The sequence below is a fragment of the Thiorhodovibrio winogradskyi genome (assembly GCF_036208045.1).
Lineage (GTDB): Bacteria > Pseudomonadota > Gammaproteobacteria > Chromatiales > Chromatiaceae > Thiorhodovibrio > Thiorhodovibrio winogradskyi.
Map to the genome: position 1 here is coordinate 3,806,548 of NZ_CP121472.1, position 24,978 is coordinate 3,831,525.

General features: G+C 62.4%; 27 protein-coding genes. 18 read left to right on the plus strand and 9 right to left on the minus strand.

Going from position 1 to position 24,978, the window contains the following annotated elements:
* Window positions 1–15: 15 nt before the first annotated feature.
* A complete protein-coding gene (locus Thiowin_RS17455; protein WP_328984245.1) occupies window positions 16–570 on the minus strand; it encodes a superoxide dismutase family protein in 555 nt (184 codons plus the stop codon).
* Between the two features lie 337 nt (window positions 571–907).
* On the opposite strand from Thiowin_RS17455, the gene Thiowin_RS17460 reads away from it, so the two are divergent.
* The 7 genes from Thiowin_RS17460 (at window position 908) to Thiowin_RS17490 (ending at window position 5,648) form a co-directional block, all read left to right on the plus strand.
* Window positions 908–1,348 (plus strand): YeeE/YedE family protein, encoded by a 441-nt coding sequence (locus Thiowin_RS17460; RefSeq protein ID WP_328984246.1) that lies wholly within the window; start codon window positions 908–910, stop codon window positions 1,346–1,348.
* 238 nt (window positions 1,349–1,586) lie between these two features.
* Entirely contained in the window at window positions 1,587–1,733 is a 147-nt protein-coding gene (locus Thiowin_RS25425; RefSeq protein WP_408034230.1) for a DUF6691 family protein, read from the plus strand.
* Between the two features lie 599 nt (window positions 1,734–2,332).
* Window positions 2,333–2,851: a cytochrome P460 family protein gene (locus tag Thiowin_RS17470; RefSeq protein ID WP_328984248.1), complete on the plus strand. Its 519-nt coding sequence runs from the start codon at window positions 2,333–2,335 to the stop codon at window positions 2,849–2,851.
* Between the two features lie 15 nt (window positions 2,852–2,866).
* The gene (locus Thiowin_RS17475) at window positions 2,867–3,454 is read left to right on the plus strand and encodes a DUF2269 family protein (protein WP_328984249.1); all 588 of its coding nucleotides are present in this window, start codon (window positions 2,867–2,869) and stop codon (window positions 3,452–3,454) included.
* Window positions 3,455–3,782: 328 nt separating this feature from the next.
* Complete coding sequence (locus Thiowin_RS17480; RefSeq protein WP_328984250.1) at window positions 3,783–4,124, plus strand: DUF389 domain-containing protein; 342 nt, start codon at window positions 3,783–3,785, stop codon at window positions 4,122–4,124.
* 233 nt (window positions 4,125–4,357) lie between these two features.
* Window positions 4,358–5,038, plus strand: coding sequence for a Uma2 family endonuclease (locus Thiowin_RS17485; protein ID WP_328984251.1), 681 nt, complete (start codon window positions 4,358–4,360; stop codon window positions 5,036–5,038).
* A gap of 220 nt (window positions 5,039–5,258) precedes the next feature.
* Entirely contained in the window at window positions 5,259–5,648 is a 390-nt protein-coding gene (locus Thiowin_RS17490) for a hypothetical protein (RefSeq protein ID WP_328984252.1), read from the plus strand.
* 490 nt (window positions 5,649–6,138) lie between these two features.
* Here the strand turns inward: Thiowin_RS17490 and Thiowin_RS17495 are convergent, their stop codons facing one another.
* From Thiowin_RS17495 to Thiowin_RS17520, 6 genes are all read right to left on the minus strand, one after another.
* Entirely contained in the window at window positions 6,139–7,290 is a 1,152-nt protein-coding gene (locus Thiowin_RS17495) for an ABC transporter permease (protein WP_328984253.1), read from the minus strand.
* Complete coding sequence (locus tag Thiowin_RS17500; protein ID WP_328984254.1) at window positions 7,287–8,408, minus strand: ABC transporter ATP-binding protein; 1,122 nt, start codon at window positions 8,406–8,408, stop codon at window positions 7,287–7,289. The genes Thiowin_RS17495 and Thiowin_RS17500 overlap by 4 nt, the downstream gene beginning before the upstream one ends.
* Window positions 8,405–9,367, minus strand: a complete 963-nt coding sequence (locus tag Thiowin_RS17505) for an HlyD family secretion protein (RefSeq protein WP_328984255.1) — start codon at window positions 9,365–9,367, stop codon at window positions 8,405–8,407. Before Thiowin_RS17505 ends, Thiowin_RS17500 begins: the two co-directional genes overlap by 4 nt.
* Window positions 9,368–9,639: 272 nt before the next feature.
* On the minus strand, window positions 9,640–10,437 hold the full coding sequence (locus Thiowin_RS17510) for an ABC transporter permease (RefSeq protein ID WP_328984256.1): 798 nt from the start codon (window positions 10,435–10,437) through the stop codon (window positions 9,640–9,642).
* Window positions 10,434–11,108, minus strand: a complete 675-nt coding sequence (locus tag Thiowin_RS17515; RefSeq protein WP_328988113.1) for an ABC transporter ATP-binding protein — start codon at window positions 11,106–11,108, stop codon at window positions 10,434–10,436. The genes Thiowin_RS17510 and Thiowin_RS17515 overlap by 4 nt, the downstream gene beginning before the upstream one ends.
* 16 nt (window positions 11,109–11,124) lie before the next feature.
* Window positions 11,125–11,502 (minus strand): acyl-CoA thioesterase, encoded by a 378-nt coding sequence (locus Thiowin_RS17520; RefSeq protein ID WP_328984257.1) that lies wholly within the window; start codon window positions 11,500–11,502, stop codon window positions 11,125–11,127.
* A 261-nt stretch (window positions 11,503–11,763) separates the two neighbouring features.
* Between Thiowin_RS17520 and Thiowin_RS17525 the strand changes: the two genes are divergently transcribed.
* The 11 genes from Thiowin_RS17525 to Thiowin_RS17575 all read left to right on the plus strand — a co-directional run bounded on the left by Thiowin_RS17525 (window position 11,764) and on the right by Thiowin_RS17575 (window position 23,418).
* Window positions 11,764–13,626 (plus strand): sodium:solute symporter family protein, encoded by a 1,863-nt coding sequence (locus tag Thiowin_RS17525; RefSeq protein WP_328984258.1) that lies wholly within the window; start codon window positions 11,764–11,766, stop codon window positions 13,624–13,626.
* 14 nt (window positions 13,627–13,640) lie between these two features.
* Window positions 13,641–13,811, plus strand: a complete 171-nt coding sequence (locus Thiowin_RS17530) for a symporter small accessory protein (protein ID WP_328984259.1) — start codon at window positions 13,641–13,643, stop codon at window positions 13,809–13,811.
* Window positions 13,801–15,195, plus strand: coding sequence for an alginate export family protein (locus Thiowin_RS17535; RefSeq protein WP_328984260.1), 1,395 nt, complete (start codon window positions 13,801–13,803; stop codon window positions 15,193–15,195). Before Thiowin_RS17530 ends, Thiowin_RS17535 begins: the two co-directional genes overlap by 11 nt.
* A gap of 127 nt (window positions 15,196–15,322) precedes the next feature.
* A complete protein-coding gene (locus Thiowin_RS17540; protein ID WP_328984261.1) occupies window positions 15,323–16,945 on the plus strand; it encodes a thiamine pyrophosphate-dependent enzyme in 1,623 nt (540 codons plus the stop codon).
* A 75-nt stretch (window positions 16,946–17,020) separates the two neighbouring features.
* Window positions 17,021–17,512, plus strand: a complete 492-nt coding sequence (locus tag Thiowin_RS17545; RefSeq protein ID WP_328984262.1) for an indolepyruvate oxidoreductase subunit beta — start codon at window positions 17,021–17,023, stop codon at window positions 17,510–17,512.
* Between the two features lie 32 nt (window positions 17,513–17,544).
* On the plus strand, window positions 17,545–18,879 hold the full coding sequence (locus Thiowin_RS17550; RefSeq protein WP_328984263.1) for a phenylacetate--CoA ligase family protein: 1,335 nt from the start codon (window positions 17,545–17,547) through the stop codon (window positions 18,877–18,879).
* 95 nt (window positions 18,880–18,974) lie between these two features.
* Window positions 18,975–19,412 (plus strand): ACT domain-containing protein, encoded by a 438-nt coding sequence (locus Thiowin_RS17555; RefSeq protein ID WP_328984264.1) that lies wholly within the window; start codon window positions 18,975–18,977, stop codon window positions 19,410–19,412.
* Window positions 19,399–20,802, plus strand: coding sequence for a phenylacetate--CoA ligase family protein (locus tag Thiowin_RS17560; protein ID WP_328984265.1), 1,404 nt, complete (start codon window positions 19,399–19,401; stop codon window positions 20,800–20,802). The genes Thiowin_RS17555 and Thiowin_RS17560 overlap by 14 nt, the downstream gene beginning before the upstream one ends.
* A 47-nt stretch (window positions 20,803–20,849) precedes the next feature.
* Window positions 20,850–21,272: a PaaI family thioesterase gene (locus tag Thiowin_RS17565; RefSeq protein ID WP_328984266.1), complete on the plus strand. Its 423-nt coding sequence runs from the start codon at window positions 20,850–20,852 to the stop codon at window positions 21,270–21,272.
* Window positions 21,273–21,314: 42 nt separating this feature from the next.
* Window positions 21,315–22,406, plus strand: a complete 1,092-nt coding sequence (locus Thiowin_RS17570; RefSeq protein ID WP_328984267.1) for a ligand-binding sensor domain-containing protein — start codon at window positions 21,315–21,317, stop codon at window positions 22,404–22,406.
* A 337-nt stretch (window positions 22,407–22,743) separates the two neighbouring features.
* Window positions 22,744–23,418 (plus strand): DUF3334 family protein, encoded by a 675-nt coding sequence (locus Thiowin_RS17575; protein ID WP_328984268.1) that lies wholly within the window; start codon window positions 22,744–22,746, stop codon window positions 23,416–23,418.
* A 34-nt stretch (window positions 23,419–23,452) separates the two neighbouring features.
* Here Thiowin_RS17575 and Thiowin_RS17580 read toward each other — a convergent pair whose 3' ends face one another.
* Together Thiowin_RS17580 and rsxG are read right to left on the minus strand one after the other, a co-directional pair.
* Window positions 23,453–24,178: an electron transport complex subunit E gene (locus tag Thiowin_RS17580; RefSeq protein ID WP_328984269.1), complete on the minus strand. Its 726-nt coding sequence runs from the start codon at window positions 24,176–24,178 to the stop codon at window positions 23,453–23,455.
* Window positions 24,178–24,954, minus strand: coding sequence for an electron transport complex subunit RsxG (rsxG, locus tag Thiowin_RS17585; RefSeq protein WP_328984270.1), 777 nt, complete (start codon window positions 24,952–24,954; stop codon window positions 24,178–24,180). The genes Thiowin_RS17580 and rsxG overlap by 1 nt, the downstream gene beginning before the upstream one ends.
* Between the last annotated feature and the right edge of the window lie 24 nt (window positions 24,955–24,978).

Sequence of the window (24,978 nt, forward strand, 5' to 3'; positions counted from 1 at the left end):
CGCTGAGTATCGCGCTTAAGTGTCGCGCTTTTCGATCACACCACAGGCGATGCGCGGTCCGGCCGCGCCCGAAGGCTGCGAGTGGTAATCATCGGCGCCCTCGTGGATCACCAGGGCGGCGCTGTCGCGATCAAAGAGCTGCTTATCCATGTCCGAGACGCGGGTCATCACCTCGATCTCGAGCCGGCCGTTTTCGGGGATGTGGATGTTGGGCATGTCACCAAGGTGCGGCCCATCTTCGACTAGATAGCCGTGGGCATTGGCCTCCTCGGCGGTGAGATGACCGCCCGCGGAATCGAAGGGCGGATCGCAGGCACCCGTCTCGTGGATATGGAAGGCATGCACCCCCGCCGGTAGTCCACCGAGGCGCGCGTGCAATAACACCCCGTTGGGGGTCTCGCTCAGCAGCACCGCGCCAACGCTATTGCCATCACGGTCTTGCATCATGCTTTCCCCCAAGGTCGACTCAGCAGCGAGTGGCAAGCTCAGCGCGGCGCCGAGCAAGCCTGACGGGACGGCAAGCCAAGCCTTGCGGCGGATACGCGGGATGGTGGAATGGGTATCGGGCATCAGGAAGTCTCCGTGTCGGTTCGTGATTGATGGCTGCTTGTCAGCCGCCTTTGCGGTAGCAACCGGTAGTAAGTTGCCAGCAAACTTGATACCAGAACCAATTTCCGCGAGGTTTAACAAGTTCAATGCCTACCCAGAGCGCAAGCATCCCCTCAACCATTGCCCATATCCACCAGCGACGGGTTGTATTGACCCACGACTGATCAGCCACCTCAGCCTCGACAAGCTGCAAACCCAGATCCAGCCTCATCCAACCTCAGTGGCCATGAGCTGGGGCCATGAGCTGGCCCGCTTGTTGCTGATCACTGGAGCTGGTCTTGTTAGCGAGAGGTTGTTCATGATGGAAGGCTACACACCAGTCCTGTCAACGATCGGCGGGGTACTGATCAGTTTCGCCACTATCGCATTACTCTATTTCAACGGCCGCATCGCCTTCAACGGCCGCATCAGCGGCATCATGGGCGGCTTGCTCAGGCCGCAGCAGGGTGACACGCTTTGGCGCGCGGTCTTTCTGGCCGGACTCATGACCGGAGCGGCCCTGATCCTGCTGCCGCAGCCAGCGGCGATGGATTTGCGCTTCGACGTCTCGAATTCGACGATTATCCTCGGTGGCTTCCTGGTCGGCATCGGCACCCGCATCGGCACCGGCTGCACCAGCGGCCATGGGGTCTGCGGCGTCGGTCGGCTAGCGCCGCGATCACTGGTCGCGAGCGCGGTCTTCGTCGGCTTCGCGATCACTACCGCGACCACGGTCCGGCATGTCTGGGAGGGCTTCTGATGCTTGGCTATCTCGTCGTCTTCCTCTCCGGCGCTCTGTTCGCGGTGGGTCTTGGTGTCTCCGGCATGACATTGCCGAAAAGGGCATTGGTTTTCTTGATCTCGGTTGCGACTGGGATCCGAGCCTGATCCTGGTGATGGTCGGCTCGGCCGGTGTCTAACTGCTGCTCTACCCTTGAATCAAGCAGCGCTCGAGCCCGCTGTTCGATACCGAGTTCCACATCCCGACCCGTAACGACATCGATCAACGGCTGCTCATTGGCGCCGCGCTCTTTGGTGTCGGCTTGGGCCTGGTTGGGTTCTGCCCCGACCTGGCCATGACCGCCCTCGCGAGCGGACATCCCGATGCGCTGATCTTCTTCACCGCCATGGTGACAGGGATGTAAGCCCACCGCACGGTGGACCAACTCGCCAAGAATCGGACACCGACCGGGAGCATGAGTGAGGGATGAGCTGAATGCTAGGCTATCAGGCAACGCCCGAGGGGGCAGTGCCCTAAGGAACAGCACCCGAGGCAATGGAGATCGTTCCGAGCCCCAGCACCAGGTTCAGCGACTCAAGCTCGGGCCGATGCAAAACCTGGTCTATGTTATCAAGATCCATGTAATGGCCGAGGAGGCCGATTTCTGGCAGCGCGCGACAGGCGCCAGCCACGGCTGATCGCACCGGCGAGGTCTAGGCCTCCCCGCCGCCGCCAAAGCTGCATCGGCACCATGACGGCGACCGCATCAGGCTCGGCGCCACCGAGATCACCTGCATCGCCACCCCGGGCTGCGAGGGAGCCGGCCAGATGAACGCCACCTTTGATCGAACGTCTAGCAGCTGATCGATGACCTAGGATCACAGCCGCATGTGCGCACCCGCAAATCTGGCACGACTTCTGCTTAATCTGCTCGGGCAAGCTGATCGATCGCGGCCTAACCCAGCCCAAGACTCAACCTAGTCAAAACTCCTAGTCAACACTCAACTTAAGTGGAGTGACATCATGTCTCGATCCAAGACCTTCCCCTACCTGATCGCGCTTACGGCCCTATTCGCCGCAGCCACAACAATGGCCGAGCCACAGCAAGACGACAGCAGCGCAATGCCAAAGAATCTCGACGACTACCAGTTCATCAATGCCATCGCCATTGATGACCCCGAGGATCTGTTGCACGGTTTCCATCACTTCTATCTCAACAAGGCAGGCATTGAGGCATTCCTGCAGGGTGGACCCTATCCCGTCGGCGCCGAGTTCGTCGGCCTGGTCTACGAGATCACCCGCGATGGTCCAATTCGCAACGAGGGCGAGGGCAAGGCGATCGCCCTGATGGAGAAGGTCGAGGGCGCCGAGGAGACCGGCGGCTGGCGCTTCGCACTGCTGACGCCGGACGGCTCAGCGATGGACATCGACCCGGCCAAGGACTGCTTCGACTGTCACACGCAGGTCAGCGAGCGCGACTTCGTGTTCTCTCAACCGCATCATGTCGGGGGGCTCGGCTGGACGCCGACTAACGGGCATTAATCAACGGAGATGGCCTTGCTCTATGCCGTTCTGAAAGCCGTCCATCTATTCGGCGTTGTGCTCCTGGTCGGCAATGTCATCGTGACCCTGGCCTGGAAGCTGGGTGCCGACCGCACCGGTCAGCCGTCGGTGATCGCCTTTGGCCAGCGCTTGGTCACCTTGACCGATTGGTGGTTCACGCTCGGAGGTGTGGTGCTGATCCTGATCGGTGGCTTCGGCATGGCCTGGGTCGCGGGGCTTGACCCCTTCGGCGTGCATTGGCTGGTCTGGGGTCAGATCCTGTTTGGCATCTCGGGGCTGCTCTGGGCGCTGATTCTGATCCCGACCCAGATCCGCCAAGCGCGCCAGGCCAGCCGCTTCGAGGCCACTGGCGAGATTCCAGCAGAGTATTGGCGTGGCGCCCGACGCTGGACCGGGTGGGGGATCTTGGCCATCGTGCCGCTGCTGGCCGCAATCTGGATCATGACTGCAAAACCGACAGCAGTACCGGCCGAGCCTGCGGGCCGGCTCAATCGAGACAAGCAGGAACAGATTCCACACGCTTGGACGGTGAGCACCAAGGCTCAACTTGGACTTAACTCAACTCGCGGCGCCACGGTTTGAAGCTGGGCAAGATGGATTCCTAACGCGACGCATCCGGGCACAGAGTTTGCTGCTCTCCGGTGCAGCCCGACCATCAACGCGAAGACATCAGAGAGAAAGACAACATAAACATTTAGCTAGCCAACGTCCTGATCCACATCGACGAGAGCCTGACCGCTTATCGCCGCGCTTCGTTGGAAACGCAATTGCGCGGGAACGACGGCGTCGTGATCTTGCTGCTCCCGAAGCGGCGCATCGGGCGCGGGCTCCGAGCGCGAGATCCGCCATCAGGTCCATGTCATCGCCGCAGCGGCGATCGTGCTCGCAGGCCAACATGAGGACGTCGATCATGCCACTGACGGCAGGACGCGCACTCCTCGTGCTGTTCGCTGGGCTGGTGCTGGCCATCGCTGCCGCGGTCGTGACCACCTGGGTGTGCAACCTCACCGATATCCTCTCGAGCGCTGCGAACCTGGTCGCGAAACCGCTGCTCGAGGAGCGCGTTCGCACCGGCTGGTACAGCCTCCTCGCCGCGGTCGCAGCCGGCGCCGGGGGCACGATTGCCGTGATCCAGCGCAAGCATGACACGCTGATCGGGGTCGTCGCCTCGGTCGCGCTCGCCGCCTATTCCGGCGATCTCGGCCGCGCGCTCGGTGGCTTCGTGCTCCTCGGGGTCAACACGGACGCATAGCGCCAGACCGGCAACATCGATGAGCTCGGGGGACTAGCGTCCCATCAGAACAGCAAATTTGGAATTGCTGACGGCACGCGGGCCGACGCCCGCCATCGCGCCATGATGCTAGAAACAGGCTTTCATCACTCGTTCCAGCCTCACATCAGGGAGGCGCTTCATGCCCTATCCACTCCTGGCCGAGGCCTTTCCCGACGCCGAGATTCATTACCCGGAGAGCGACGTATGAGCCCTTGGCGGAGAGCGATGTTCAGCGCCGTTACCTGACCTATGCCATCGAGGCTCTTGAGCGCCATTTTCACGACCGCAAGGATGTTTATGTCTCCGGCAATCTGTTGCTCTACTCCGAAGAAGGCAACCCGCGTGCCTGTGTGGCGCCGGACTGCTTCGTCGTTTTTGGGGTGGCCAAGCGCGAGCGGCGCACCTACAAGCTTTGGCTGGAGGACAACCAGCCGCCCGCGTTCGGACTGGAAATCACCTCAGCAAGCACGCGCGGCGAGAATCAGGGCAGTAAGCGCGGCCTTTATGCCTACCTCGGCGTGCAGGAATACTGGCAGTACGATCCAACGGATGATTACCTCAAGCCGCGCTTGCAGGGGTTGCGCCTCAGCGAGGGCGAGTACCGTCCGATTCGCCGCCCCTCGCCTTTCGGGCAAAGGTATTCTTTCGTCAGCGAGGTGCTTGGGTTGGAATTACATCTGCGCGGCGAGACACTGCGCTTTCACGACCCAAGCACCGGCCATGATCTGCCCAATTACGCGGAAATCGACCAGGCCTGGCAAGCGGCGGAAGCACGCGAGCGGCAAGAGACGCGCGCGCGAATCGCACTAGAAGCCCGGCTAGCCGAGATCAGTCGCCCGCGACCCCTATCACCGGTATCTCGGCCAGAGGCCGACCTTCGTCACTCAGGTTGAAGGGGGTTGAAGCACGCGCAGCAGTTGCTCGCGCTTGTGCCTGAAATGTGCTGATGGCGTCGATTTTATAAGCGCGAAGCAGCAAAGCGCTAACAACGCAGGGATTGAACCACCGCGCATGATTGCGAACATAGCAGTTGACCGCATTCGGGATTTGTCGATGATGGGTTCCTGCTGCCAACTCCCGGCACCTGGTGCCACGCACTCAAGAGATTGACCCATGCCTGCGTTACCGAAGATCCGTTTTGACCAAGACCACCAGCCCTGGCTGCTTCTCGTATTGACCCTGCTGATAACCCTCGCCCCCTTTGCATCGTCCAGGGCATCGGACCCGGGCTGGTTCGTGATCCTCGGCAGCCTGCCCGAAACTCAAGCAGGCCTCAACGAGGCGAACCTGCTCGCGGGCACCATTGAGCGGAATTTTCCCTCGGAGCGGCTGATTGTGTCGGAGACTGCCTTTTACCGGGGCCTGACCCCAGGACTTTATGTTGTCATGCTCGGCCCTTACCAAAGCGCGGCGGCGGCCCAACAGGAACTGACCACCAGCGGCCTGAAAGAGCTGGTGCCGGATGCCTATGTAAAGCAGGCGAGCGAACGAGTTCTCGATTAGGGCACCTTCTGGGAAAACAGAGCCCCAACCAAAACGCGTCAATACAACGCATCGGGGTTGAGGCCGAATAATCAATTATCGGAATACACGGAGACCCCTAGCGTTGACACAATAACGCCCGCCCCGTGGGCCGAAGCAGTTTCTACTGCTATAACAAGGACAAGATGTCGCCGGGTAAGCACCACGCGAGCTGATCGGGTTGGGGCTACAAGCGTTTAAGAACAAAACCAATAAGATTGCACAGGCATAGAACAGGAATTTCATCATCCGGCTCCTTCTTCTTCGTATTCGTCTTCGTCTCCGTCTCTCGTCATCCTAGCGGGCCAAACGGGGCAATTAGGGGCAGTGCGGCGAGTCCGCACAGCAATGACGTTCAGACCGTATCCCTGCCAGGTCGGCAACCTGGCGTCAAGACTCCGCGCCAATCATCAACCGCTCAATGATAACGCCAAAATAAGCTAAGGCGCGGCCCCGCACCATACAGCGCCAATCAATCCAGGCGCTTACTGAAGCGCAGGGAGGCGACCACCAGGCCGATGAGCATGAAACCGAGCAGCCAGAGGCTGTCTTCCTGGATGTCCATGAGATCGGCGTCGCGCAGCAGCACGGCGCGAATGGCGCGAATGAAATGGGTCGCCGGCAGCGCCTCGGCGATGTACTGGGCAGCCAGCGGCATGCCCTCGTAGGGGAACATGAAGCCCGAGAGCAGGATGGACGGCAGCAGGATAAAAATCGTCATCTGGGTGGCCTGCAACTGGCTCTTGGCGATGGTGGAGAGCACCAGCCCCAGCGACAAGCTGGCGCCGATAAACACCAGGGTTAGCACCGCCAGCGCCAACAGGCTGCCCTGCAAGGGCACGGAAAACACCAGATAACCCAGCCCTAGGATAATCCCCGCCTGCACCAGACCGATGGCGATATAGGGCAGGATCTTGCCGATCATCAGCTCGATGGGCCGCACTGGGGTGTTGATCAGCATTTCCATGTTGCCGCGTTCGCGCTCGCGCACAATGGCGGCCGAGGTAAACATGATCATGGTCATGGTCAGTATCACCCCGACCAAGCCGGGCACGATATTGATCGCCGAGCGCTGCGCCGGATTGAACAGCAACGCCACGGCAAAGGTCGGCGTGGCGCGGTTAACCGGCTGGCGCAGTAATTCAGCCAGCGGCATGGCGCGCAGCCCTTTGATGGCGCCGGCAATCACGGTATCCGAGCCGTCCACCAGCCATTGCGCCACCGGGCGACTGAGTTCCTGATCAGTGGCGGGCGGCGTGGCCAGGTCCGGGCGCACACTACCGCTGCGGGCAACGCGCCGCGCCAGATCAGCGGGAATGATTAGAACCGCGCGCACCCGGCCCTCACGCAGGGCATCCTCGGCAGAGGGAATATCGGCATGCTGCTCAATGAAGCGCACCACCTGGGTGGCTTGCACCGTTTGGGCGAGCACCCTCCCGAGAGCGCTGCCGCTCTGGTCGACCAGGGCGGCGGGGATGTCACGCACCTTGGTGTTGATGGCGTAGCCGAACAGCATGAGCTGAATCAGCGGGATCATGATGACCATGGCCAGGGTAATGCGGTCGCGGCGCAGTTGCAGTAGCTCCTTGGTCAGGATGGCGAGAATGCGGCGGGCGGCGTTCATGGGTGGTTCAGTGTCTCGATTGGCTCGGCGGCTGGATCGGCAGTTCGGCCAGATCCAGATCCGGTGTCAGGCCCTCCCCGATCAGACCCAGCCCCAGTTCCGGTGCAGGTCACGAAGACATCCTCCAGGCTTGGGCGCACCGGGTCGATGTGCGTCAGCCCGCTGGCTTGAGGCAGAGCGCGCAGCCAAGCCGCGGGCTCGGCGACCTCATCGCTCACCAACACCCGCAGCCGGCTACCGAGTTGAGCAGCGGAGAGGATTTCGGGCAGCGCGATCAGTTCGCTCTTGAGCTGGCGCAGACCCGGCCCTTCAACTTCCAGCACTCGGGCGCCCATGGCGGCCATCAATTCAGCTGGCGAGCCGTCGGCGCACTTACGACCGGCTTCCAGAATCGCCAGGCGATGGCAGCGCTCGGCTTCGTCCATGTAGTGGGTGGAGACCAAAATAGTGGCACCGGCGTCGATCAGATCAAACAGCCGCTCCCAGAAGTCGCGGCGGTTTTCAGGGTCGACCGCCGAGGTGGGTTCGTCGAGAAACAAGAGCGCCGGGCGATGCAGGATGGCGGCCGCCAGGCTTAGACGCTGGCGCTGACCGCCGCTCATGCTGCCGGCGCGCTGGTGCTGGAGCCGCTCAAGCGCATAGGTGGCGAGCAGTTCGGCGATGCGCGAGCGGGACTCGCGCGGCGGCAGGCCATAGATGCTGGCGACAAAGCGCAGGTTCTCACGCACCGTCAGGTCTTCATAGAGGGAGAACTTCTGCGTCATGTAGCCGATGCGCCGCTTGAGGACCTCGGCCTCGGCCGGCAGGCGGTGACCGAGCACTGTCACCTCGCCGGCCGATGGCGTGAGCAGCCCGGTCAGCAGACGCACCGTGGTGGTCTTGCCGCAGCCATTGGGCCCAAGAAAGCCGTAAATGCTGCGCGGGGCGACATCAATATCCAGCCCATCGACGGCAAGCAGATCGCCGAAGCGACGGCTCAGGCCGCGCGCCCGGATGGCCGGCTCGCCGACGGCCGGACGGGTGCCTGCGCTGGTCTCGGCACTGGTCTCAGCACTGGCGCCTTCATTGGCAGCCAGGTTGGTGACTGAGCCGGTGACCTCACCTGAGAGCCGGTTCACGGCAGCTCAACCTGCACCGGCACCCCATTGGGCAGGTCGGCGGCACTGTCGGGCAGCTGGACTTCGGCCAGATACATCAGCCGGCTGCGATCCTCGGCATTCAAGGCGTAGTAGGGAGTGAAAGCCGGCTCGGCGCTAATCCAGCGCACCTCGCCGGCGATGGGTTCGGCCAGGCCGTCGATTCTGACTCTAAGCCGATCCCCCTGCTTAACCTTGACCCGATGGGGCTCGGGCACATAGACCCGGGCATAGGGTGCCGCGCCGGCCAGCATCACCGCCACCGGGCTGCCAAGGGTCACCCGCTCACCGAGATTCCACGGCAGACTGTCGAGCACACCATCGCGGGTGGCGGTGATGCTCAGCTCGGCCAGTCGCGCCTGCTCGTAGTCGTGTTGGGCTTCGGCCGCGCTCAGCTCGGCCTCGGCGGCGGCCAGATCCTCTTTGCGCGAGCCGGCGTTCAGCTCGGCCAGTGCCTGCTCGGCCTGCCCCAGGGAGGCTTGGGCGGCATCGCGCAGCGCCAGGGTGCGATCAAGCTCGGCCTTGCTCACGGATTTCCGCTCGATCAGCTCTTTGTTGCGCTGGTAGGTGATTTCCGCCTCGCGCAGTTCGGCCTCGGCGCCATCAACCTTGGCGCGCGCCGCGGCGATCTCCTGCGGGCGCGGGCCATTGCGCAATTTCGCAAGCCGCGCCCTGGCCTGCTCGACCTCGGCCGCGGCCCGCGCCACCGTGGCCTGCTGCACCTGGTCGTTCAGGCGCGCGAGCAGGGTGCCATCGGTCACCTGAGTACCTTCGGCCACCGGCAGCGCGACTATCACCTCGGCCACGGTCGCGGTCAGGGCGATGCGGTCGCGCTCCAGGGTGCCGAGGGCCAAGTCGGGGCCGGACTGACCACAGCCGCCCAATAGCAGGATGGCTGGCACAAGCCGGATGAGTGAGGCGCGATTCCAGATAACCGTCATGGTCCATGCCCTCGGCAGGTGGTGTGTTGATCAATGCCGGCAACACCTTGGTCACTCGGAACCAGATCTCGGTACCCGGTGATCGGTACCCGGTGATCGGTACCAAGAGCTCGGCACTCGATGGAGAGTCAGCAATTCCACATTTCGTTTTCCAACGTCTGGTTATTAGCCCGATCATCAGTAGACGCGCATCTTGGCGAGTCATGAAGCAGCTGGAAGCCGCTTCTACACCAGATGAAACACCCAAATGTGGAATTGCTGGTGGAGAGTGATTACCCTTGACCCAGGCGATCCAACCGCAAACGCTCGCGCTCATCGAACAGCCGCCGCGACCCAATCCAGACCGCCGTCAGGCTGCCGAGCCCTGTTCCGCCAGCAATCAGAAACATAATAAGCAGTTGATATTTTGCCGCCTCCAGCGGTGGACTGCCAGCGAGAATCTGTCCGGTCATCATGCCTGGCAGGCTGACCAAACCGGCGGTGGCCATGGCATTGACGATGGGAATCAGCCCGGAGCGCAGGGCATCGCGGCGCATCTCGCCGATGGCCTCATCCCAGCGCGCGCCGAGCAGCAGCCGCGCCTCGATGAGCGCGCGCCCGTCGCTGGCCTGCCGGGTGAGATTGTCCAGCGCCACCGCCACCCCGGTCATGGTATTGCCGAGCAGCATGCCGAGCAGCGGAATCAGATACTGCGGCTGATACCAGGGTTCAACCCGAATGATGACCGTCAACGCCAGCACTGTGATACTAAAGGACGACAGAAACATCGACAGCGCGCCAATGCCATAGCCCCAGAAGCCGCGATAGCGGCGCTTTTGCCGCGCGCGCACCTCCCAGCCGGCCACCGAGAGCATCACCACGGCCAGGGCACCGATCAGCCAGGGATGGGTGGTGGCGAACAGGCTACCCAGCACCAGCCCGAGCAGCATGAGTTGCACCGTGCTGCGCGCGGCGGCAATGAGCACACGCTTTTCCACCCCCAGATGCAACCGCCAGGACAGCCAGGCCAGCAGCAGCACCAACAGGGCGGCCAGACCGAGATCCCAGGGCCTGAGCAGGATGAGATTCATGATTCCTCCACCAGGCGCCGCGCGTCAATCAGCAAGCGCCGCGCGCCGGTGCGTGCCGCCAGACGGGCACGCTGTTCGGGATCATGGCTGACCCAAAGCACGGCGGCCTGCTGAGTTTCGCGGTAGTCAAGCACCAGGGATTCCACCCGTTCGCGATTGCTTGGGTCAAGATTGGCCGTGGGTTCGTCGAGCAGCAGCGCCTCGGGCCGGTTGGCTAGCAAGCGCGCCAGGGCCAGGCGCTGGCGCTCGCCAGTAGACAGGCGTGCGACCGGCCAGTCGAGCACCTCTGGAGAAAATCCAACTGCCTCAAGCAAGGCAACAGTGGGAGCCAATGCGCTTTCCTGCTGGGTCTGATGAGCCAGCTCGGCCTGATTGGCCAGATCGGCCGGGACCGGAAAATGGGCACCAACGCGCTCCGCCCACCAGCCGGAGTCCGCCAGCAGCAGGCCGACCCGCCGGCGCCAGTCCGCCGGCGCCATGGCGGAAAGCGCCTGCCTACCAAGATGCACCCGTCCCTGGTGCGGATCGAGGTCGGCAATCGCGCGCAGCAGCAGGCTTTTGCCCGAGCCCGAGGGGCCCGACAGCAACACCAGCGCTCCGGCGGGAATATCCAGATCAACCGACGCCAGCCCATGGCGGGGTTGGAGGCTTTGCAGCGACAGGCTCGGCATCATTAGCTCCGCCCGTTTAGAGCACTTCAGGGGTGCTGGGTGCGGGTAAAGGCATTTTCTCGCCACTCGCATCCAGGCGCACAAAGGTGACACATGTGGAGAAGATCTGCGTCTCGGCGCCGGTGTCCAGGTCATCGCTGAAGACCGTTACCCGGTAGGCGACCGAGGTGGTGCCGCGCCGGCTCTCGCTGGCATCAAAGCGCAGCACCATGCCTTGGCGGGCGCTGCAATGGAACTCGACATTGTCCATGGCGACTGTGACAAAGCGGCAACCTGGGTAGTCGCGACTCGCCGCGATCCAGGAGATCTCGTCCACCCATTTGAGCAAAAAACCACCAAAAAGGTAGCCATAGTGGTTCAGATGCTCGGGTCGCACCACCTTGAAGCTTTCCATCTTGTGTTCGTCTCCTGTTAGCAACCTGTTCGCACCCTGGTCGCACCCTGGTCTTCCTCTGTTCAGTCCAGCGACCATTGGCCCACATCGAAAAAGATCAAAACCTGAAAAAATGAAGGTTTTATTGCGCCAGGTCCATGAAATGGACTTGCGTTTTGCGTATGGTGCCGCGCCAGCTTGACGACAACTTTGTGACAAGCGTCACGGAAACTCCGCAACAATGACATAAAGCGCCCGCGGGCGCGACTCGAGGGGGCACGCATGACAGGACAGTCCGGGCTTGGCTGGATCGACATTCTGGTCATTCTTCTCTATGTGATCGCCACCGGCTACCTCGGCTGGCTGGGTTACCGCGGCACCCGCTCGGCGGCGGATTTTCTGGTTGGTGGGCGCTCCGCGCACCCCATCATCATGGCCGTCTCCTACGGAGCGACCTTCATCTCCACGGCGGCCATCGTCGGCTTTGGTGGAGTCGCCGGGCTCTTTGGCATGAGCCTGCTGTGGCTCACTTTTTTGAACATTGGCGTGGGCATTTTCATCGCCTTTGTCTTTTTGGGCGAGCCCACCCGACGCATGGGGCATCGCCTCGGTGCCCACACCTTCGGTGAGCTGCTGGGACTGCGTTATCAGAGCCGGGCGGTGCAGATTTTCGCCGGGGCCCTGGTGTTTTTGTTCATGCCGCTTTACTCAGCTGCTGTGATGACCGGCGGCAGCATTTTCGCCGCCACCCAGTTTGGCATCGACTTCGAGGTCGCGCTGCTGATCTTTGCCCTCATCACCGCCGCCTATGTGGTGCCCGGCGGGCTCAAGGCCGTGATGTACACCGATACCCTGCAAGGATTCGTGATGATCACGGCCATGATTTTCCTTCTCTGGTATACCTACAGCCAACTTGGTGGCATCGGTGAGGCGCATCGCTTCCTGACCGACATGGCGGACATGGTGCCGGCCAAGCTGCAGGCCATTGGCCATCAGGGCTGGACGGAAATGCCCGCCTTTGGCTGGGGCGCGAACAGCTACAACCTGTGGTGGATTGTGGTCAGCACCATCATTCTGGGTGTCGGCATCGGCGTGCTGGCGCAACCGCAGCTCGCGGTGCGCTTCATGACGGTGCGCAGCCGGCGCGAACTCGACCGCGCGGTGCCCATTGGCGCGGTCTTTATCATGCTGATGACAGGCACGCCCTTTATCGTTGGCAGCCTGTCGAATGCCTGGTTTGCCCAGCATGGACCACTGTTGAAAGGCCAGGTGGAACAGGTGATGGATACCGAGAAGGACCGCGCCATGGTCGGCCTGATGCGCCAAAACGACGTCGGTGCCTGGACGCCCATCCTGGGCAAGGACGAGAAACCCGCCGTGGTGCCGCTCATCATCACCACCCGCGAGCAGGCGGCGGATGCCAGCGGTGAGTCCTTCGAGCTGGTCTCCGGACGCTCGTCCATCATCACCTATGTGAAGGGCGAGGCCGATCAGATTATTCCCACCTTCATCTCCACCGCCTTGCCCCACTGGTTCGGGATCATTTTCTTTCTCGCCATGCTAGCAGCGGCCATGAGCACCATGTCGAGTCAGTTCCATACTATCGGTACCGCGGCCGGGCGGGATCTCTATGAGCAAATCAGCCGCAAGCCGCATGGCAGCGAGCCCAGTTTGCTGGCCATGCGCCTGGCGGTGGTTGTTGGGCTCTTGGTGGCCGTGACCATCAGCTACACGGTTCGCGAGGGCTATGTGATCGCGCGCTTCACCGCGATTTTCTTTGGCCTGTGCGCGGCCGCCTTCATGCCAGCCTTTATTGGCGGGCTCTTTTTCAAGGGCGTCACCCGCGCTGGAGCACTGGCGTCCATGAGCGTTGGTTTCGGCGTCTCGGCCTTCTGGCTGGTGTTCATCAAAAGCGCCGAGGCCAAGGCCATCGGGCTGGTGCAACTGGTCACCGGCGGCAAACCGAGTCTGCTCGCGGATGTACCCAATTGGCCGGTGGTGGACCCTATTGTGATCGCGCTGCCATTGTCGGCACTGACGCTGATTATCGTCAGTGCCTTGACCCGAAAACCAGATGAGGCACATCTGGAACAATGTTTCGCGAGTGCCAGCAATCGCAATCGCTACCGCGTATCCGCTTCTTAACCGAGGAAACCACCATGCTTGGCATCCCCGATCCCTGGGTCATCATCGCCTATCTTGGCTGCATCCTGATGACCATTGTCTCCTTGATCTACGGCCTGGCGCGCCGCAATGCCGCGCCCGATGAAGTGACACCTATCGACCGTGACTGGGCGATTGAAGAGAGGAAAGCTGATCATGACCTTTAATCCACGCCAGTCTGGCCTGCTCGTCGCCACCCTGCTATCCACTGCCGCATTGGCCGCACCAGAGCAAGCCAGCAATCCTTTCGACTGGGGCGCGGATCTGCGCCTGCGCCAAATCTATATCGGCAATGTGGGGCTCGATAACAATAGCGCCACCGCGGATCGCAATTTTCAGCGCCTGCGCCTGCGCTTGTGGGGTAATTACAAGCCCAATGAGCAGTTTGGCATCAACACGCGGCTGATCTGGGAAGGCCGTCACTATGGGCAGCCCGATACGAACAGCTACCCTCTGCCCGGATTCGAGGACTGGTACAGCGGCGGCATCCTGTTCGATCAACTCAATGTCGATCTCAAGCCCATTGCCAGCCTGCCACTGACCTTCAAACTTGGTCGCCAGGATCTCATCTTTGGCAACGGCTGGCTGATCCTTGACGGCACCCCGCTCGATGGCTCGCGCACCATCTACTTCGATGCCGCCCGCGCGACCTATGAACTCGAGGCGATCGACACCACCATTGACCTCGTTTACATCGACCAGGACGCTGATACCGGGCGCTTCCCACAGCCCCTGAATGATGACATCGAAGACCAGACCGAGCAGTATGAGACGGGGGCGATCCTCTACTTGCGCAACAAAAGCCTGCTGCAAGATGGTCTGGTCGACGGTTATTTCATCTACAAGCACAACCGCGAGAAGCTGACCAATTACGTCCCTGGTCTCGACAGCCTGCGCAAGAACAATGGCGCACCCTTCCCCTCCCCGTCCGACACCGGCGACATCCATGGTCTTGGCGCTCGCATCGACACCAAACTGACGGACACCTGGAGCCTGCGCGCCGAGACAATCTACGAATGGGGCACGCGCAACGACGCCGATCTCAGCGCCTTTGGCTTCAACGGGCGCCTCGGTTATTTGCTTGGCGGACCGCTCAAGCAGTCGGTGCACTTTGAGTACGAATATCTCTCGGGCAATGATCCCGACAGCGGCACCGATCAGGCCTTCGATCCGCTCTGGGCTCGCTGGCCGCAGTGGAGCGAATTGATGGTCTATCAGTGGCCGCTTGAAAGCCGCGTCGCCGAAGCCACCAACCTGCAACGGCTGAATATCGGCTGGGGCGCCCTAGCGCACGACACCACCACGGTCACCGTCAATTACCACGCACTCTGGGCCAATGAGAACAGCACCCGCACCGCGTCCCAGCTCGCCAACATCACCGATGACGGCAAGTTTCGCGGGCATTTGTTCACCAGTTGGATCAAGACCAAAGTGAACAAACACCTCTCCGGTCATCTGGTCGCCGAATACCTGCTGCCTGGCAATTACTACGCCAAGGATCGCCGCGACAACAGCTACTTCGTGCGCGCGGAAATCAACCTGGCCTGGTAGGCCCGGGCACATCCCTTTGTTTGGCCAACCCCAGGTTGCTGGCGGCCATCCCGCCCATGGGTTGCCGCTGCCAGAGGTTGCGCTGATAATCATCGCAAGAATCGCTTGAAGACAGAGTTTCCGCACCATGACAGACTCCCTGACCAAATCCCGCCAGCTCCTAAGCGGCGACGATGCCGTGGCTCTCGCGGCCCTGCATGCCGGCACCGCGCTTGGCATCGGCTACCCCGGCACGCCCTCGACGGAAATCCTCGAAACCCTTGATCGCTTGGGCGGGCGCGCGCAATGGTCGCCGAACGAGAAAACCGCGCTGGAGGTCGCCATCGGCGTCGCCTTCGCCGGCGCGCGGGCACTGGCGACCATGAAGCACGTCGGGCTGAATGTCGCGGCGGATGCCTTGTTCACCGCCACCTACACCGATGTCGATGGCGGACTGATCATTGTCTCGGCCGATGACCCCGGCATGGCCTCCAGCCAAAACGAGCAGGACAACCGCCGCTATGCGCGCGCCGCTGGTATCCCGATGCTGGAGCCGGTCGATTCGCAGCAGGCCTATGATTTCACCTGGCTCGGCTATGAGCTGTCCGAGCGCTGGAAGATCCCGGTGCTGCTGCGCCTGACCACCCGGGTGTGTCATTCCCTCACACCGGTGCTGCCACGCGCGCCCATCGCGCCCCGGGTGGCCGATTTCCGCCGCGATGTCCCGGCGCGGGTCATGATCCCGGCCTATGCCAAGCCCGCGCATCATCGGCTGCGCGCCAAGCTCGCCGACATTGCTGCCTGGAACGAGGCCGAGGGGCCGATGCAGACCGAGATGGGCAGCCGCTCGCTCGGCATCATTTCCACCGGTATCAGCGCCATGCACGCACGCGAGGCGGCGCCCGAGGCCAGTCATTTCAGCTTTGGGCTGACCTACCCGCTGCCGATCGGACGCATCCGTGACTTCGCCTCCCAATTCGAGCGCGTGCTGGTGATCGAGGAAGGCGACCCGGTGCTGGTCGAGGAAGTGCGCGCCGCCGGCATCCCGGTTGAAGGCAAGACCGAGCGCTTTCGTTTCAGCGAGCTGGATGTCGCGCGGGTGCGCCGTATCGTCGCCGGCGATGACAGCGAGGAACCGACCCCGCCCAAGGGCAAGCCGCCGGAACTCTGCCCCGGTTGTTCGCATCGCACCGTCTTTCATGCGCTGCGCGATCTTGACTGCATTGTCGCCGGCGACATTGGCTGCTACACCCTGGGCGTGCTGCCGCCCTTTTCGGCCATGGACACCTGCGTGTGCATGGGCGCGAGCATTACCGCTGGGCTGGGGCTGCGTCATGCGCTGCCACCGGACCAGGCGCGCCGGGTGGTCAGCGTGATTGGCGACTCCACCTTTGTGCATTCCGGCCTGACGGGTCTGGCCGAGATGGCCTACAATCCGCCGCCGACTGGGCATCTGGTGATGATTCTCGACAATGAAACCACCGCCATGACCGGTCAACAGGAGCACCCCGGCACCGGACGGGCAATCGACCACAGCCGCGCCCATCGCATGGATTTCGCCGCCGTCGCCCGTGCCATGGGGATCGCGCATGTGGACCTCATCGACGAATCCGCCAAGAATATCGATCTCAAAGCCCGCATCGCCGAGTGCCTGGCGCGCGATGAAACCGCGCTGATGATCGTGCGTCAGCCCTGCGTGCTGGCCGCGCCCAAAATTCGGCTGTATGAAAAGGCAGCGGATCAACATTGCACCGCGGCGCCGGCAGCCTGAAGATCACGAGACCAGGCGTCGATTCCATTCACATCCATCAGACGGGGCGAATGCATTTCGCCCTATACGGTAACCATGACATCCACCCACAGCACCACCAATATCGTCATTGCCGGCCTCGGCGGCCAGGGCATCATCACAGCGTCGGATATTCTCGCCGAGGCGGCTTTTCGCGCCGGCTTTGATGTCAAGAAAAGCGAACTGCACGGCATGAGCCAGCGCGGTGGTTCGGTGACCAGCGACGTGCGCTTTGGCGAGCGGGTGCTGAGCCCCATGGTGCCGGCGGGCGAGGCCGATGTGCTGCTGGTGCTCGAACCGACCCAGATCGAAATCAACCGTCCGCTGTTGCGCGCCGAGGGCGTGCTGCTGACCACCGATGTCATCCCGCCCGATGCGCTCAAGAACAAAAAGAGCCTAAATGTCGCCATGCTCGGCGCCCTGTCTGGCGTGCTGGAGATCGACGAGGACCATTGGCTCAATGCCATGCACGCGCATCTGGCCGAGAAGCTGCATCGCATCAACGACGAAGCCTTCGAGCTCGGGCGCCGCTGCGCTCAACCTGATTGATTTTCGCCTGACTGATTTTGGACGGAGTCCCCATGCACAACGCGCTCTGGAACGACGACGCCGGCGGTTTTCACCCGGCCAGCGCACCGGATTTTCTGCCCGACAAGCGCCTGAAAGAGGTTCAGCTGCGCCGTCTGCGCGCGGTTATCGGCCGTGCCTACGAGCATGTCGAGCTGTTTCGCACCCGGATGCGGGAGCGCAAGCTCACACCCGAGAGCATCCAAGGTCTCGCCGACATCGCGCGCCTGCCCTTCATGATCAAGACCGATCTGCGCGACACCTATCCCTTCGGGCTCTTTGCCAGCCCCATGTCGGATATCGTGCGTCTGCATGCCTCATCCGGCACCACCGGCAAGCCGATTGTGGTGGCCTACACCCAAGAAGACCTCAAAGTCTGGGCCGAGGTGATGACCCGTACCTTCGCCTCCTGCGGGCTGCATCGCGGCGATATTCTGCAAAATGCCTTCGGTTACGGCCTCTTCACCGGCGGCCTGGGCGCCCACTACGGCGCCGAGACCCTGGGCGCCACCGTCATTCCCATCTCCGGCGGTAACACCGACCGTCAGATCATGGTGATGCGTGATTTCGGCGTCACGGCCCTGTGCGCCACGCCGAGCTATTTCACCTACCTGATTGAGCGCGCCGCCGATTTGGGCGCCGATCTGCGCGACATGCCGCTCAAGGTTGGAGTCTTCGGCGCCGAGCCCTGGTCGGATGCCATGCGCGCGCGCATCGAGGAGGCCGCCGGCATCAAGGCCTACGACATCTACGGCCTGTCGGAAATCATCGGCCCCGGGGTGGCGAGCGAATGCGAGGCGCAGGACGGGCTGCATGTGTTCGAGGATCATTTCTACCCGGAGATTATCGACCCCGAAAGTGGCGCGGTGCTGCCCGACGGCGAGGAGGGCGAACTGGTCATCACCACCCTGAGCAAGAAAGCCATGCCGGTGATCCGCTATCGCACGCGCGACATCACCCGCATCATCCCCGAGCCCTGCTCCTGTGGGCGCAGTATTCGGCGCATCCGCCGCATTGGCCGCCGCTCGGACGACATGATCATTCTGCGTGGCGTTAATGTGTACCCCAGCCAGGTCGAGGCCGCGCTGCTGGCGGTCGAGGGCACCCTGCCGCACTATCAGATCATCCTGACCCGCGAGCAGGGGCTGGATCAAATGACAGTCGAGGTCGAGGTCACGCCCGAGGTCTTTAGCGACGAGGTGCGCGCCATGGAAGAGGTGCGCGCCCGCTTGGGCCAGGCCATTGAGCGCATTATCGGCATCCGCGTTACCCTGCGCCTGGTCGAGCCGCGCAGCATCGAGCGCAGCCAGGGCAAGGCCAAGCGGGTGATCGACAGACGCGGGGACTAAATGTCTATATCGGCTCGTCTGCTCGTCCCTGCTCGACCAGAAGACGACGCCGAAGCGTCGGGACTTGTCAGCTCCAATCCACTGGAACTTGCCTCATGAAACTCCAACAACTCTCGCTCTTTCTCGAAAACCGCCCAGGCCGGCTGGATGCGCCGCTGGAGGCCATCGCCGCCGCTGGCATTAACATCCTGACACTATCGCTGGCCGACACCGCGCAGTTTGGCATTCTGCGACTTATTGTGCGCGACTGGGACAAGGCCCGGCAGGTGCTGGACGACGGCGGTTGGGTGGCCAACCTGACCGAGGTCGTCGCCGTGGATGTCGAAGACCGACCTGGCGGCCTGGCCGAAGTGCTCAAGGTGCTCGACCAGGCTGGTGTCAATATCGAATACATGTACGCCTTCTCGTCCTATCGCCCAGGCAAGGCGATTCTGATTTTTCGCTTCGAGGACCCGGATCAGGCGATCAAGGTACTGCTCGATCAGGGCATACGCGCACTCGACAGCGATGAGCTGATTCATGCCGACGCCTGAGCGCATGCCCAGTTCTCAGTCTCTCCAGTCCTCCTCGTCGTCCCAAGGCGCCTTCTCAAGCCAGACCGCGTCCGCGAGCATCTGGGATCCGGTCGCCGAGACCCAGGCCGCCGAACAACGCCAGGCACTGCAGATTGAGCGCCTGCGCGCCCTGGTCGAGCGGGTCGCGACCGTGCCTTTCTATCGCGCCTATTTTGAGCGCCAGGATCTCGGCCCCCAACGCATCCGCTCGCTCGACGACCTGCGCCGCCTGCCCTTCACCACCAAGGACGACCTGCGCCGCCATCATCCCTTTGGTTTCCTGACCGTCCCTCGCGCCGAGGTCGCGCGTATTCACGGCTCCTCCGGCACCACGGGCACGCCGACCTTTGTTGCCTACACCAAAGGCGATCTCGCGCTCTGGGCCGATCTGTGCGCGCGCTTTCTGGTCGCCGGCGGGCTGCAACCCCAGCACACGGTGCAGGTGGCCTTCGGCTACGGACTATTTACCGGCGGCTTTGGTCTGCACTACGGCATTGAGCGCGTCGGCGCGGCCATTATTCCGGCGGCGGCTGGTAACACGCGCCGCCAGCTCACCATCATGCGCGACCTCGACCCCGAGGTGCTCATCTGCACCCCGAGCTATGCGCTGACCATCGCCGATGGCGCGCGCGAACTGGGTATCGACCCGCGCGGCCTGCCGATCCGCTTCGGTCACTTTGGCGGCGAACCCTGGACCGAGGATCTGCGCCTGGAGATCGAACAGCAGCTCGACATCCAGGCCTTTAACAACTACGGGTTGTCCGAGGTCATCGGCCCAGGCGTCAGCGGCGAATGCGCCGAGCGCAACGGCATGCACATCCAGGACGATCATTTCCTGGTCGAATGCCTGGACCCAGACACACTCGAGCCCGTGCCCGAGGGCGAGCCCGGCGAGTTGGTCATCACCACCCTGACGCGCGAGGCCATGCCACTGCTGCGCTATCGCACCCGCGACATCGCCCGCCTGTATCGCGGCCCCTGCCCGTGCGGGCGCACCAGCCTGCGGATGAGCCGGATCAGCGGGCGCAGCGATGACATGCTGATTATCCGTGGAGTCAATCTCTTCCCCTCGCAGATCGAGGAAGCGCTGTTGCGGGTCGAGGGCACCACCGCCCACTATCTGATTGAGGTCGAGCGCCCTGGCACCCCAGGCAGATCAATGGATGAACTGACGGTGAAGGTGGAAATCCAGCGCGAGACCTTCTCGGATCGCATGGACCGCATGCAGGCGTTGCGCGACCGCATCGCTCAAGAGATCCACGCGATCGCCGGCATTCGCGCCAAGGTGGAGTTGGTGGAGCCACGCAGTCTGGAGCGTTTTGTCGGCAAGGCCAAGCGGGTGATTGACCGGCGCGAAGGCAGCGATTGAGCCTTAGCCGAAACGACAGGATCCTACTTAAAGCGGAGACATTGAGCATGGATGAAGCCATGGTGCGGCAATACTTCAGCGGCGATCACTTCGCCAACCACCTCGGTATTGAGCTGCTTGAGGTCGGCCCCGGGCGCGCCCGCGCCAAATTGGAGATCGATCAGCGCCATCTCAACGGCGTCGGCATCGTGCATGGCGGGGCCATCTTCGCCCTGGCCGATCTGGCCTTTGCCGTGGCATCCAACTCTCATGGTCAGATCGCCCTCGGCATCAATGTCTCCATCGCTTACCATAAGGGCGTCAGCTCCGGTACCCTGTTCGCCGATGCCGAGGAGATTGCCTTCAACCCCAAGCTCGCGACCTACCAAATCCGTATCTCGAACGAAACCGACGACACCCTGGCCAGCTTTCAGGGCACGGTCTATCGCAAGCGTGAGACACTCGAGCAAATCACCTTGAGGCGCGCCTGAAGGCGCCGTGACAAGCCCCCCACCGCTGAGAGGATGCAGGACATGACCGCGCAACAAAACAAATCCATAGCCCTGGCTGTCGCCCTGCTTGGCCTGATCCTCACCATTGCCGGTCCGCTGCTCCCGGGTGGCGAGCGGCTCGAGCGCAACAGCCCGGCCTACACTGGCCATGTGACCGACCTTGCCGGCGGCGGCACCGACCCGAAGGATGCCCAGTCCCAGCCTCTGCTGGCCGGAACCTCCGCCGGCGAAGTTTGGCGCTATCAGGACGGCCTGTGGCAGCACCTACCGCTCGACTTCGGCGGCCATCCCATCACCACCATCATCGGCGATCCGGCCAAGCACCCGGTTGGCACCGGCGCTGGACTCTACAACCCCCCGCCTGGCACCCAATTCTCCGAACGCGTGGGGGATCTGATGCAAACACCCCTCGGCTTGGTCATCGGCAACGACCGGGGCATCCATTTGCTCGCGCCCGAGGGCAACCAACTGCTCAACGCCGGGATGAATGTTTATCGCTTCATCAGGCAAAACAATCAGGGACAGACCTACCTGCACGCCGGCACCGTGGGGGCTGGCGTGCACAGCACTACAGTGGAGGCCATGGGCAACGACTGGCCAGCCAATAATCAGGGCCTGCCGCGGGACGCCTATGTCTACAGCTTTGCCGTCACCGAGGGTGGCAAGCTCATTGCCGGCACTAAATCTGGGCTGTTTTGGCAATCCCGGCCAGGCGACACCTGGCAACCGCTCGATGCCGAGCATGGCAAGACGCGAGTGCTGGCGCTCTATCTGGCACCGGCCACCCAGGATCGTCCGCAGCACCTGTGGATTGGCACCGACGGCCATCTGCTACATGTCGACCTGATTGAAACCGCGGATGCGCTGAAAGTCGCCTCCACCGCCACGGCCGTGCATCAGAGCGAAGGCGCCCTGCCCTACGGCATCAGCTGGATTCGCCCCGTACCCAATGGCGTCATGATCAGCGCCGGCGCGGTCTACCAATGGGGTCCAGTGCGACTGCCCGGCTGGTATTGGATCTCCATCAGCGGCATTGTGCTGCTGCTAATCGCCGGCTGGATGCTGCCCGGCCGGGAAGAAAACCCAGACAGCAGCACGGCAACACCTGAATAGATTTCTGGGGGATAGAACTGCGGGGAATAGAGTTCCGGGGGACAGAGTTCCAGGGAATGCTCACAGGGCGCCATCATGACCCGTCATTCCCCATTATTCTTGGTGACATTCATTTACGGGTCAGTTCACCGTTTCGCTTGGGCCAAGAGCCCGCTCATCTCAAGCTTTAGGCTATACTGAGAAGCTGTCGATGCCCAGCCACGCTGGGCTCACCATCCAGTTCTCAGCTTCGTTTTAAACGGCCTTGCCCCTTTCCGCACGGACCAGTCTCGACGTGGCCTGAGTTTGTCGCGGTTCCGAGTCGGAACCGCCCACCCTGCTGCCCGAGGCCCACGCCATGGCAAGACCCAAAATCATCTCGACCGAAGCCATTCTGGCCATGCTCTGCTCCTCGGTCACCAAGGTACTCTCCACCGCCACCAACACCGGCATCAGCTACTCACCCATGGTGCAGAAGATCACCCGCACCTGTCTGCGTCCGGATATTGGCTGCTTTGTGCTCTTCGACGGCGGATTTTCCGGCCTAGTGGTGATTAACTTCTCGGCCGAATCGGCGATGGAAATCTATCGCGCCTACATGATCCACATGGGCATGCCGGAGTCGGAACTTGCCACTCAGCATACCTCGGAGGAAGTCGGCAACATGCTCGGCGAGTTGATGAACCAGATCGTTGGGGATTTTACCGGCAATGTCGGCCATGAACTGCTGGTTTCCATCACCCAAAACCAGCCCAAGATGCTCACCATTAACAAGGAGGTCATGGTTAGCATCGACACCAATCTCGACCGCCCCCAGGCGCGACGCGTCGCCTTCAAAACCAGGGAGAACAAAATGTTCTACCTGGAGCTAGCCATGGACAAGACGGAGTTTATTAAGCTCCATGACTTCGAGCGCGAGGAAACCGACCCTGACCGCATCCTGGCCGAACAGCACAATGGCGGCGCCAGCAAGGAGAGCGCCGCCATTCAGTCAGAGGTGGATGACGCCCTGTTCGATGAGTTGGGTATTTGAGAAAGGTCCCCCCAGTCGCCGAACAGCCCGCCAACTAGCCCGCCGCGAGTGGCGCCTCCTGTTCAGACACAGCGACGCTGGGGCTTGGTTGCTTGGGACTTGGTTGTTTGGCACGCCGCCGTTCGGCACCTTTGTCGATCACCTTCTTGAGTGCAATCAGCATTCCCAGACCAATAAAGGCCCCGGGCGGCAGGATCGCCAGCAGCGCACCCTGGAAGTTCTCGCCCAGCGACAGGCCAAAGCCGGCCGCGGCGGGTCCGAGTAGCAGCTCCGCCTGGTGGAAGAGGGTCCCCTGCCCGAGAAACTCGCGGATGCCGCCCAAAACCATCAGCACCAGGGTAAAACCCGCGCCCATGGCCAAGCCATCGACCAGGGCTTGGTCCAACCTGGCCTTGGAGGCGAACGCCTCGGCGCGGCCGATGATGGCGCAGTTGGTCACGATCAGCGGGATGAACAGCCCCAGCACCAGATAGAGTTCGTACAGATAGGCCTGCATGGTCAGTTCCACCGCCGTCACGAAAGACGCGATGACCAGCACGAAGACCGGCAGGCGCACTTCCGGGCGCACCAGATTGCGGATCAGGGAGACAGTACCGTTGGACAGCACCAGGACCGCGGTCGTGGCCAGGCCCATGCCGAGTCCATTGGTGGCCGTGGTGGTGACCGCCAGCAGTGGGCATAGCCCGAGCATGGCGACCAGCGCCTGATTGTTGCTCCACAGGCCGTCGCTGACCAGGGATCCGTAGGTTGTATCGGCCATCAGGAGGCTCCCGCGCGATCTGTGACAGTCAGGGGTGTGGCGCGAGCCGAAGTTGTTGGCGCTTGATCACTTCTGGCCTGATCAATCCCGGCCTGATCGGTCGCTTGTGGGCTCGCCTGGTGTGGTTTGGCGGGTGGCATTGCATCCCCGGCGCCCATGGCCGGCTCGGCATAAAGACGCTGTTCCTCCTGGTCGACATAGGTCAGGGTGTTGTAGACCGCCTCGACGATGGAACGCGGGGTGATGGTAGCGCCAGTGAATTGATCGAACACCCCGCCGTCGCGCTTCACATGCCATTGCTCCGCCGGCGGATTGCCGATGGACTTGCCGGTGAACTCCTTGATGATCCAATCGGACTTTTTCTCATCGATCTTGTCGCCCAGGCCTGGAGTTTCATGATGCTCCAGCACACGCACCCCACCCAGGGTGCCATCGGGCAGCACCGAGACCAGCAGGCGGATGGGGCCGGCGTAGCCGTCAGGCACCACAGGTTGCAAGATCAGCGCAACGGGATCATCGCCGTCGCGCACGCGAAAGATTTCAGTCGTCTGACCACCGAGCAACTCAGGGACGCTCACCTCAATGCGATCAGCCAGCGGATCATTCTTCAGCCGCCCGGCGGGCACTATGGCTTCGAGCTTGCTCAGCATGGCGTTGCGCCGGTTCTCGGCGATTTGATGATCGGTCATCGCATGGGTGACCGCCACCAGGCCGACACCCGCCACGGAGAAGGCACCAAGGACGAAGCCGGCAATCAAAATGGGTGTGGTTTTCATCGCTCAATCCTCCGAGGAAACGCT